Here is a 10,765-nt window from a genome sequence, read left to right on the forward strand (position 1 = left end):
AAGCATACCCGACATCACCCAAACCACATATCCCCAGCCAAATATCCCATCAATCGCAAATATCGACCCCGGTATCATCAGGGTTAACATTAAACAGGGTAACAAAGGCAAGATCTCTTTCTCATCATTCAATCTGATATATAAAACAATAAAAATTACATTGGCAAATGTAGGCCAACCCAACGGAAGCCACAAGAAAAATAAGCCTGTCGACCAAATTAGCAAACCCATAGCTCCATTCACGGCAGGCAAGCACAAGGATAAGATGAACAGTATCTGCGCCATCCTTCTCAATAATTTGCTCAAACTTAGGTCATATTCGAGTGGTAGTAGATTTCCCTGCATATTATTTCCTTATACGATAAATGGCACTAATCAAAGGTCGTCTGAAACCTTGTTTTAGAGTTTCAGATGACCTTTTTACCTTTGCTTCAATCAAATGTTTTTATTTCTTTGCCCTAAAGCCCAGCAGATGCTGCGTGGTGGCAAGCCATGCGCCGAAGACGCCTAGGGCGATGACGAAGCCAAACACCAGCGAAACTTCGCTGAAATAGAAGAAACGCCAGCCGATATTAAGCCCGTAGGGTTTGAAGATGGCATCTACCAACGGGCGCACGGCGGAGAGCAGCCAGCCGCACAGCCCCAAGCTGACGGCGGCGGAGAAGATACTCTGCCACATGGCTTGATAGAGGAAGGGGCGGCGGATGAACGATGCGGGCGCACCGAGCAGCTTGGTGATTTCGATTTCTTCTTTGCGGCTGAGGATTTGCAGACGGATGGTGTTATGCGCGACAAGGACGAACGCCATGCCCAGCGTCAGTGAAAGAAACCATAAAATTTTACGGATGAACTCGTTGATTTGATACAGCGTTTGCACCCATTCGGTGTCCATGGTGGCGGATTCGACCATGGGCAGCTTGACCATATCCTGATAAATCGTCTGCATTTGTGCGGGCGGCGTAGCGGGATCGGGCGTTACGATAAATGCGTCGGGCAAGGGGTTGCCGTCGAGCATGGAAACGAGGTTTTGATCGAGGTTGGATTGCAGCTCTTCCAAGCCTTCCTGCTTGCTGATGAAACGGATTTTGTTGAGGCGGGCATCACGTTCCAACAGGTTGCGGACGGTATCACTATCGGCTTTGGACGCATCGGTTTCCATATAGAGGGTGATTTGCGGCGACTCGTTGAGCTTGCCTAAAACGCTTTGCCCGCTTTGAATGCCCAAATACATGAAAAGCGGCAGAGTCATGGCGACGGCGAGCATCAGGAGGGTGAGCAGCGTGCCGACGGGTTGGCGCAGGAGCTGTTTGAGCGCAGTGCGCGCAGATTCGACGTGCAGCGAGACGTAGTGAATGATGCTCATGCGAGTCGTCCTTTCGAGAGGCGCAGGATGCGGTGGCCGTAGTCTGCCATGAGGGTTTCGTCATGGGCGGCGACGATGACGGTGGTTCCTGCTTCGTGGAAGGTTTTGAACAATTCCATGATGTCGAGCGCGTAGGCGCGGTCGAGGTTGGCGGAGGGTTCGTCGGCAATCAGGAGGCTGGGCTGGTGGACGACGGCGCGGGCGATACACAAGCGTTGCTGTTCGCCGCCTGAGAGGGTCACGGGATCGTCCAATTCGCGGCCTTTCAAGCCGACTTTTTCAATGGCGATGCGGGCGCGTTCTTCGGCTTTGCGCGGCTGATAACCGATAATCCGCAGCGGCAGGATGACGTTTTGCAGGACGTTGCGGTCATAGAGGATTTTGTGGTCTTGGAACACGATGCCGATATGCTGGCGCATGAAGCCGATTTGGTTGTCGCTCAATTCGCCCAAGTCTTGGTTGTTGAACCACACTTTGCCTTTGCTGGGCTTGGTAATACCGGAAATCAGCTTGAGGATGGTGGACTTGCCGGAGCCGGAATGGCCGGCGATAAATATCATTTCGCCTTTTTTGATTTGGAAGCTGACGTTTTTCAGGGCTTCAAAACCGCCTGGATAGGTTTTGGAAACTTGTTCGAAACGGATCATAAGGTATTCCTGGAAAGGGGTCAGGACAAACTTATCCACAGTTAATCCACAAAAGGATGCGCTATCGGAGATAGGTCGTCTGAAAAATAGGATATGTGCCGAATTATAAAGATTTCGGCGTTTTTTTGATAGTTTGCTCAGATATGGACGGCGGTAGGCAAAGCGTCGGACTGACGGCTTTACAACACAATATTACAAGTGTGATTGTCGCCACCATTTTATAGTGAATTAACTTTAAACCAGTACGGCGTTGCCTCGCCTTGGCTCAAAGAGACATTCTCTAAGGTGCTGAAGCACCAAGTGAATCGGTTTCTGTACTGTCTGTACTGTCTTGCGGTTTCACCGCCTTGTCCTGATTTAAAGTTAATCCACTATATTCAACCGTATTTATCCACAAATCTCCTAAAACAGAGAGGTCGTCTGAAAATTTTCAGACGACCTCTCGAACGCCAAAAACCGCGTATCCGACTGAATGGCAGATACGCGGTTTGAGATTTGAAGCACATATTCGGGTCTTGCTTCCTAAACGTTCAGACAATGCAAAGTGCAAGCTTAATTGATGTCCAAACGTTCCATACGGTAGCGCATGGAGCGGAAGCTGATGCCTAAAAGCTTGGCTGCCTGAGTGCGGTTGTAACGGGTTTGTTGCAACGCCTGTTCGATAATGCCACGCTCGATTTGGTCAAGGTAATCTTGAATCTGCATGGTGCGCGGGTCAAACGGCGGAAGCGGCTGGTGATCCAAAGTTTCGCCTTTTCGTGTTTCGGAATCGGCGATGTCGTCAAGGCTGAGGTTTGGATGGTCGTTTTTGGGCGTCGTCGTGTTTTGGATTTGCAAATCATCCAACTGGATAACTTGTCCGACAGTCAGGGCGACGGCGCGTTCGAGGATGTTTTCGAGTTCGCGGAAGTTGCCGGGATAGCTGTAATGCAGCAGGGCTTCTTGCGCTTTGGGGCTGAGTTTGTAGGTTTGCGTACCGTGGCGGTGTTTGTAGAGCAGGTACAGAATCAGCGCGCCCAAGTCTTCGCGCATTTCGCGCAGGGGCGGCATATACAGGGTAACGACGTTGAGGCGGTAATATAAGTCTTGACGGAATGCACCGCTGTCAACAAGGGCTTCGAGGTTTTTGTGGGTGGCGCAGATGATGCGGACATCGACGAAAGTTTCGCGGGCATCACCGATGCGGCGCACAGCTTTTTCTTGGATGGCGCGCAGGAGTTTGACTTGCATGGCTAGCGGCAAGTCGGCAACTTCGTCGAGGAACAGCGTACCGCCGTCGGCGTGTTGGAAAAAGCCGAGACGGTCTTGGTCGGCGCCGGTAAAGCTGCCTTTTTTGTAGCCGAAGAATTCGCTTTCCATCAGATTTTCAGGAATTGCGCCGCAGTTGACGGCGATAAAGGGCTTGTCGGCGCGATCGGACAATTCGTGGATGGTACGCGCCGCCTGTTCTTTACCGGTACCCGATTCGCCGGAAATATAAACGGGCACGCCGCTGCGGGCGAGGCGGCGGATCAGGTGGCGGACTTCGACCATTTGGGGCGAACTGCCGAGCAGCCTCGGCATATCTTCTTCGCCGCCCAATTCGGGCACGTCTTCGTTCGCGCGCATGGCGATTTCGCCGGTGGCAAAGCGTTCTTTCATGGAACGCAGGCTTTCGGGTACGGAGACAGAACCGCTCAAGTCGCGTTTGGGCGGTTTGGGCGGGGTTTTAGGCTTGTTGAATGCGGCAGCGACGGGTGCGGACGGTTTTTCGGTCGGCGGCTGGGCAATTTCGTCTGTACTATTGGAAACAGAAACGGCGGATTTAACCAGCGAACGCAGTTGGGAAAGGGTAATCGGCTTTTGCAGGTAGTCGAACGCACCCGCATTAAGGGCTTCGACCGCCTGGTCGGCATTACCGAAGGCGGTAATGACGGCGACAGGGGTGTCGAGCATGAGTTCGTCTATGTATTGGACGACTTCGAGACCTGAGCCGTCGGGCATCCGCATATCAGTCAAGACAAGGGAGTAGTCGTTGTTGTCGAGCTTGTCTTTGGCATCTTCTACGCCGACGGCGGTCTGCACGTGCAGTCCCATCTTCATCAGCGTCATTTCCATCAAGTCACGGATGTCGGCCTCGTCGTCGACGACCAATACTGGGTCTTGCAGCTTACTCATTGTGTTCTCTCGGTAAAATCAGTTCGAATCCGTTCATTTCGGGGTGGTAATGGAGTTGGCCCATATTGGCGTGTGCCAGTTCGCGGGCAACGTACAATCCCAATCCCGTACCTTGTTTTTCAGTGGTGTAGAACGGCTCGAAGAGATGGTTGCGAACTTCGGGCGAAATGCCTTTGCCGTTATCGGCAACGACGATGGAAATGTGCATCCTGCCGCTGGGGCGGATCAGGACGGTAATCGCGTTTTCGTCCTGACGGCTGTGCCGCCATGCGTTATTGCAGAGGTTCCACATAATTTGTTGGATGTGCATCACATCAGCGAGGACGGTAAGGTTGTTGCCGTCCATATTCATGCGCAGGCAGCCGATGGCTTCGGAATTGTTGAGCGTGAACTCTTGTTTGAAGTCGAGCCAGAATTTCATCAGGTTGATCGGCTCGCGGCTGATATTGTCGCGTTTGTTGAGCAGGGAGATGTCTTCCAACATTTTGTCGATGCGCTGGATGTTGCTGTCGATGATGCCGCAAAGCTTGGCTTTAACGGGATCGGGTTCGGCATCGTCATCACTTTCTTGCAGCAAATCGCTGGCATGACGGATGGCGGACATCGGATTGCGGATTTCGTGGGCGAGGTTCGCGGTAAGCTGTCCGAGCGAGGTGAGCTTGGTGGACATGGCCTCTGCCGCGACTTCGCGCAGCGAACGGACATACAGCATGAGCAGTTCCGTCTGTTCCTGAATCAGCGGGACGGCGCGGACGTGCATGGCGTGTTGGAAGATGTGGATATCGGTTTCAAACGGTTTGTCGGGATGATATTGCCAGCGTGTAACCAATTCGCTGAACACGACTTCCTGCTGGTCAACCACTAAACCGGGGAAATAGGTTTTTGCCTGTTTGTTGAAAAGCCAGACGCGCTGGGTACTGTCGATGACGATAACGGCTTCCTGCACGCGGTTGAGGACGAGGCGGTTCAACCCGCTGATGCGGCGGTAGGCAAGCTGATGGCGGCTGGCAGATTCGGTCGCTTGCTCCAAATAGCGGGCGGCGAACGAAGTCAGCATGGCGACGAGGTAACACGCGCCGCTGAGCAGGACCGTAGTAATCAGGGGCTGCGTATCCCAATCAAACGGATGCAGGCGGACGCTGCCGTCGAGCAGCAGATTGAAGAAGAACAGCATGGACGCGTAGCCTGCGTACAGCATGGGATAATGCCCGTAGCTGAGGAGGCAGGACGTCGCGACGAAAGGAAGGACAAGGATGCCGAAGCCCGAATCGACTCCGCCGGCGATATACACCAGTATCATCATCATCGAAATATCGACGACTGCGCTGGCATTGGGCAAATCCAAAGTCTGCCATTGCCAGTCCGGACGGGCGACGGATAACAAGATGAGGAAAGAATACAGCGCTGCCCAGCTGTAAAATTCGACGGGGGGGAATGACATGCCGATATGGGTGCCATTGCTGTAAACGCCGAAAGCATGCATGACCAACAGCGGCAGCACGATGGCAATGCGGGCAATATTGATTAAACCGGGTATCCGCTCGCTCAGGTTTCCCAGTTCCTGAAAGCCGGACTTACTCATATCCGCAACCCTTTTTGTTTATTTTTATCATTATTAGTACCTGTTTTTGAAATCGTTCTGCAATATTTCCGCAGACGGTCGTAAATATTTTTTTAATTTTGTCAGCATAACATAAAACGACCGTGTTTTCTAGGTTTTCAATGTGTTATCGTTTCCTCTGTTGCTTATTCGGAAGCTGCGGACAAGGTTTTCAGACGACCTGAGATGTCCAAAACCTTCCCTTTTTTGCCGCGTTTGCCCTCGATATCGCAAATGCGCAATTTTTCCTGATGCGCCGCACCGCGCTTGCCGACGGTTTCAACGATGAATTCCGCAGCCGTGGTTACGAGAACGTGTTCCAGCGATGCGCCTTCGGTCAGCGACATCAACTGCAAACCACGGCCTTTAGGCATGACTTTGAGTTCGCCGATCGAGAACGCCAAGAGGCGGTGGTCGCTGCTGGCCAGTACGACTTTGCAGTCGGGGTTGATGAGCGAGGAGGCATAAACCGCAATCGGCGGCAGGACGGTTTCGCCTCTGTCCACAGTCATCACCACTTTGCCCGCTTTCACGCGTCCGACCATATCGCCCAGTTTGGCGATGAAGCCGTAGCCGCCGCTGCCTGAAAGTAGGTAATGCTGTTCGGGCTGTCCGGTGAGCATGGCGACGGGTTTCGCGCCGTTTTGCAGCTCGATTAACGATGAAACGGGCACACCGTCGCCGCGCCCGCCGGGGATTTCGGCGGCATCGAGGGTGTAGGTTCTGCCCAATGAATCGAGGATGACGACGGGTAAAACAGTGCGGCCTTCAAGGGTTTGTTTGAGGCGGTCGCCTTCTTTGAATGCGGTTTGGCTCAAATCAAGGTTGTGTCCGGCCCGGCTGCGTATCCACCCTTTTTCCGACAGAATCAGCGTGATGGGTTCATCGGCGGTGGTTTGCGTCAGCACGGCGCGCCCGGCTTCTTCCACCAGCGTGCGGCGCGGGTCGCCGAACTGCTTCATGTCCGCCTGCATCTCTTTGATAATCAGCTTGCGTTTTTCGTTTTCGTCGCCCAAAAGGATATTCAGACGACCTTGTTCTTCACGCAACTCGTTCAATTCTTTTTCGAGTTTGAAACCTTCCAAACGCGCCAGCTGACGCAGGCGGATTTCCAAAATGTCTTCGGCTTGGATTTCGGTCAGCCCGAACGCCGCCATCAGATCGGTTTTCGGGTCGTCTGATTCGCGGATGACTTTAATCACTTCATCAATGTGCAGAAAGACTTTCAGACGACCTTCAAGGATGTGCAACCGTTTTTCCACTTGGTTCAAACGGAATTTCAGACGGCGTGTTACGGTAACGACGCGGAAATCCAGCCATTCCTGCAAAATCGTTTTCAGGTTTTTCTGCGCAGGGCGGTTGTCCAGCCCCATCATCACCAAGTTCATGGACACATTGCCTTCCAGCGAAGTCTGCGCCATCAGCGTGTTGATGAAGGTATCGGTATCGATGCGGCTGGATTTCGGCTCGAACACAAGGCGCACGGGATGTTCGCCGTCGGACTCGTCGCGTACGCGGTCGATTAAATCCAGCATCAGCTTTTTGGTGTTGAGCTGGTCTTGGTTGAGCTGCTTTTTGCCTGCTTTCGGTTTCGGGTTAGTTTGTTCTTCGATTTCAGCAAGGATTTTGGCGGAATTAGCGTTCGGCGGCAGCTCAGTCACAATCACGCGCCATTGTCCGCGCGCCAGCTTCTCGATTTCGTAACGTGCACGCACGCGCACGCTGCCCTTGCCGGTTTCGTAAATCCGACGCAATTCGTCCGCCGGCGTGATGATTTGACCGCCGCCGGCAAAATCAGGCGCGGGGATGTACTGCATCAGGTCGGCGGTTTCCAACGTCGGCTTTTTCAACAGCGCAATCGCCGCCTGCGTAACTTCGTTCAGATTATGCGACGGGATTTCGGTCGCCATGCCCACCGCGATGCCCGACGCGCCGTTGAGCAACACCATGGGCAAGCGGGCGGGCAGGTGCAGCGGTTCGTCAAACGCGCCGTCGTAGTTCGGCACAAAATCCACCGTCCCCTGATTGATTTCGGACAACAGCAATTCCGCAATCGGCGTTAGCCGCGCTTCGGTGTAACGCATCGCCGCCGCCCCGTCGCCGTCGCGCGAACCGAAGTTGCCGATGCCGTCGATTAAGGGATAGCGCAAGGTAAAATCCTGCGCCATCCGTACCATCGCTTCATAGGCAGAACTGTCGCCGTGCGGGTGGTATTTACCTAAAATCTCGCCGACCACGCGCGCCGATTTCACCGGCTTCGCTCCCGCCGTCAAACCCATATCGCGCATGGCAAACAAAATGCGCCGCTGCACGGGCTTCTGGCCGTCTGAAACTTCAGGCAGCGCGCGGCCTTTGACCACGCTCATAGCGTATTCGAGATAGGCGCGTTCGGCGTATTGACCTAAGAGCAGGTAGTCTTCGCCGACAGGGGATGGGACGGAAACGTGTTCGTTCATAAGGAAGCTGGAATGAAAGATAAAGGAAGGTATTGTAAAGGATAGCGAATGAAAATAAAAATGTCGGGGCATGGTTTCGCCGCGTATCTTTTTATAGTGGATTAAATTCAAATCAGGACAAGGCGACGAAGCCGCAGACAGTACAGACAGTACAGAACCGATTCACTTTGGTGCTTCAGCACCTTAGAGGAATCGTTCTCTTTGAACTAAGGCGAGGTAACGCCGTCGGTTTAAAGTTAAGCCACTATATTTTTGAATGGAATTGCTGACAATCTAAATGGATTTGAGGTCGTCTGAAATGTTTTCAGACGACCTCTATAAACATCATGCTACATTTCAAAAGCGGACATCAAGTCTTTTCACGTTCGTCCAGCAGCAAAAACACCATCAGCGACAGCAGCATCAAAACCGTCGTCAACACCATTGCCCGTGCATAATTGTCCTCCCCTGCCCTGCCCAGATACGAATAAATCAAAGTGGTCAGCGTCTGCCATTCGGGGCGCGACAAAAACAGCGTGGCGGCAAATTCGCCGATACAGGTTGCCGCCGCCAAAGTCAGACCGCGTCGCAAAGCAGGTTTCAATAAAGGGGCTGTCACATACAAGGTCGTCTGAAAAGCATTTGCCCCCATACCGCGCGCAGCCGACACATAATCTTCAGGCAAATCGTCCCAAGCCGCCAGCACATCTTTTGCCACAAACGGATACGCCAGCAGCGCATAAGTGACAACCAACAAAGGCAGCGATGCCGTCCATTGCGGATAAAGCAGCAATATACCGGCGGCAATGCAGACAGGCGAAACCATAAACGGCAAGAACACCAAACTGCGCACCCACGCCACCCGTCGCGCAACCGCCGCATACATCACCCCCAGCACAACCGCCGTCAAAACCGCCATCCCCGAAAACCGCAGCGTATTCCATCCCGCAGCCAAAGTTTCCCGTTCCAGCAATACGCCCCAAGACCCGCCTGCCGATGCCGCCAAAAAAACCACCGCCACCAAAGGCAGCAGGCAACACAGCAGCAACACCATTAAAGAAAAACCCAGCAAAACACGTTCGCCCAAAGATTGCGGACGATGCGGCAGCAAAGCACGAACCGCCTTATCAGAAGCCGTTTGCCGGCTCAAATACGCATACAGCAGCCCCGCCAATGCCGTCACCCCCAACACCATCCACACCAAAACCGACGCCTGAGCCATATCCAGCTCATACATCACCAACTGATAAATCTCCACCTCAACCGTCGTATAACGGCTGCCACCCAGCAACAAAGCCAGTCCGAAACCCGAAAAACAATACAAAAATACCAAACAAGCCCCGCCCGCCAACCAAGGGCGCAACACCGGCCATTCCACAAAACAAAACCGCTGCCAAGCCCCCGCACCCAGCGTCTGCGCCGACTGCAGTCTCGCCTGCGGCACCTGCAAAAATCCCTGATACGCCGCGCGTACCAACACAGGCAAGTTGAAAAACACATTGCCGTAAAGCAACAAATACGGCGTATCCTGCCAGCCCGCCCACAACACACCGTTTGCCCCGAACAAAGCCAACACACCCACCCCGACCACCAAAGTCGGCATCACAAACGGCAGCATCAAAAGTCGCAAAATCATCTCACGCCCGCGAAACGACAACCTTGCCAACGACCACCCCACCGGAATACCAAGCAGCAAAACCAGCACACAAGTGACCGCCGCCTGAACCACCGTCCAAACCAAGCGATGCTGCATATAATCGTCAGCCAACACCAACGACCAAGCCGACCCGTCATAAGCCGCCATCGCCACCAATGGCGCAACCACCATCACCACCAAGAAACCCAAAGGCAACAGCGCAAGCAAAACAGTAGCAGGAAACGAGCGAAACAGAGTTTTCATAGAACGGATAGACAGGGTTTAAAACAGATATTGTAACGGATACGAAGCAAAGGTCGTCTGAAAAGGGATTTGAACTTTTCAGACGACCTTGATAAATGTTGGGTTTTCGGCTCAATCTATACTTGTTAATAGATTATTTATGGCTTGTTACCTTACCACATTGCCTTTCTACGCAAAGGCTCGTTATGGTCTCCTTTGACAAGCTCCCAAATGGTCAGGCCCATTTGGGGTCCGAGAAGTGCTTTTTGTGTCCGTACTCCTTCTCCTTCAGGGAAAATTTCGCCTTTATTGAAATGGCGGGTCTCACCGTCAAAGCTGGTGATTTTCCACATACCTGAAATTGGAACTGGCTCTTCCTCGACGCCGATGATTTCCTGCGGCGCTTGGGTGTAGATCCGCTTGCCGTCCTTTTCTTCCACTTCCCAGCCGTCCCATCTTCTCGACCAATAATACATCTGTTCGCGGGTAATGCCGCCCATGTTTTCACGCGGATATTTTTCGCGTATCGGTTCTAAAGCTCGGTTTAGCGCAATGTAGTCCAAGGGTAAATCTTCGCGGATATCCCCTGTTTCGGGCAAGCTGCCGATTTTAAAAACCTTGATACCGGCAAAGTCGCGCAGAGTAATATCGGGATGATTTGCCAAAACAGGCTCTATCCTGCCT

The 10,765-nt window shown here is 53.0% G+C and carries 6 protein-coding genes and 2 pseudogenes; all 8 read right to left on the reverse strand.

Annotated features, from left to right (window positions below):
* Nucleotides 1-345: pseudogene (locus HMPREF2726_RS14260) on the reverse strand (hypothetical protein); the annotation flags it as partial.
* A 100-nt stretch (nt 346-445) separates the two neighbouring features.
* Nucleotides 446-1,363, reverse strand: coding sequence for a permease-like cell division protein FtsX (ftsX, locus tag HMPREF2726_RS01195; RefSeq protein WP_070601916.1), 918 nt, complete (start codon nt 1,361-1,363; stop codon nt 446-448).
* Nucleotides 1,360-2,010, reverse strand: a complete 651-nt coding sequence (gene ftsE, locus HMPREF2726_RS01200) for a cell division ATP-binding protein FtsE (protein ID WP_003765335.1) — start codon at nt 2,008-2,010, stop codon at nt 1,360-1,362. The genes ftsX and ftsE overlap by 4 nt, the downstream gene beginning before the upstream one ends.
* Before the next feature lie 552 nt (nt 2,011-2,562).
* On the reverse strand, nt 2,563-4,167 hold the full coding sequence (locus HMPREF2726_RS01205; RefSeq protein ID WP_009313145.1) for a sigma-54-dependent transcriptional regulator: 1,605 nt from the start codon (nt 4,165-4,167) through the stop codon (nt 2,563-2,565).
* A complete protein-coding gene (locus tag HMPREF2726_RS01210; RefSeq protein WP_009313146.1) occupies nt 4,160-5,749 on the reverse strand; it encodes an ATP-binding protein in 1,590 nt (529 codons plus the stop codon). Before HMPREF2726_RS01210 ends, HMPREF2726_RS01205 begins: the two co-directional genes overlap by 8 nt.
* A 164-nt stretch (nt 5,750-5,913) precedes the next feature.
* Nucleotides 5,914-8,223 carry a DNA topoisomerase IV subunit A gene (parC, locus tag HMPREF2726_RS01215; RefSeq protein ID WP_070601918.1) on the reverse strand — a complete coding sequence of 770 codons (2,310 nt, stop codon included), beginning with the start codon at nt 8,221-8,223 and terminating at the stop codon, nt 5,914-5,916.
* A gap of 349 nt (nt 8,224-8,572) precedes the next feature.
* On the reverse strand, nt 8,573-10,102 hold the full coding sequence (locus HMPREF2726_RS01220; RefSeq protein WP_009313148.1) for an ABC transporter permease: 1,530 nt from the start codon (nt 10,100-10,102) through the stop codon (nt 8,573-8,575).
* 152 nt (nt 10,103-10,254) lie between these two features.
* Nucleotides 10,255-10,765, reverse strand: a pseudogene (locus HMPREF2726_RS01225) (DUF3396 domain-containing protein); the annotation flags it as partial.

This window comes from Neisseria sp. HMSC074B07, from assembly GCF_001810355.1.
Lineage (GTDB): Bacteria > Pseudomonadota > Gammaproteobacteria > Burkholderiales > Neisseriaceae > Neisseria.

Bases quoted from the DNA above. Each gene is read 5' to 3' on its own strand.
- ftsX (WP_070601916.1), bottom strand. From the start codon at position 1,363: ATGAGCATCATTCACTACGTCTCGCTGCACGTCGAATCTGCGCGCACT.
- ftsE (WP_003765335.1), bottom strand. From the start codon at position 2,010: ATGATCCGTTTCGAACAAGTTTCCAAAACCTATCCAGGCGGTTTTGAA.
- HMPREF2726_RS01205 (WP_009313145.1), bottom strand. From the start codon at position 4,167: ATGAGTAAGCTGCAAGACCCAGTATTGGTCGTCGACGACGAGGCCGAC.
- HMPREF2726_RS01210 (WP_009313146.1), bottom strand. From the start codon at position 5,749: ATGAGTAAGTCCGGCTTTCAGGAACTGGGAAACCTGAGCGAGCGGATA.
- parC (WP_070601918.1), bottom strand. From the start codon at position 8,223: ATGAACGAACACGTTTCCGTCCCATCCCCTGTCGGCGAAGACTACCTG.
- HMPREF2726_RS01220 (WP_009313148.1), bottom strand. From the start codon at position 10,102: ATGAAAACTCTGTTTCGCTCGTTTCCTGCTACTGTTTTGCTTGCGCTG.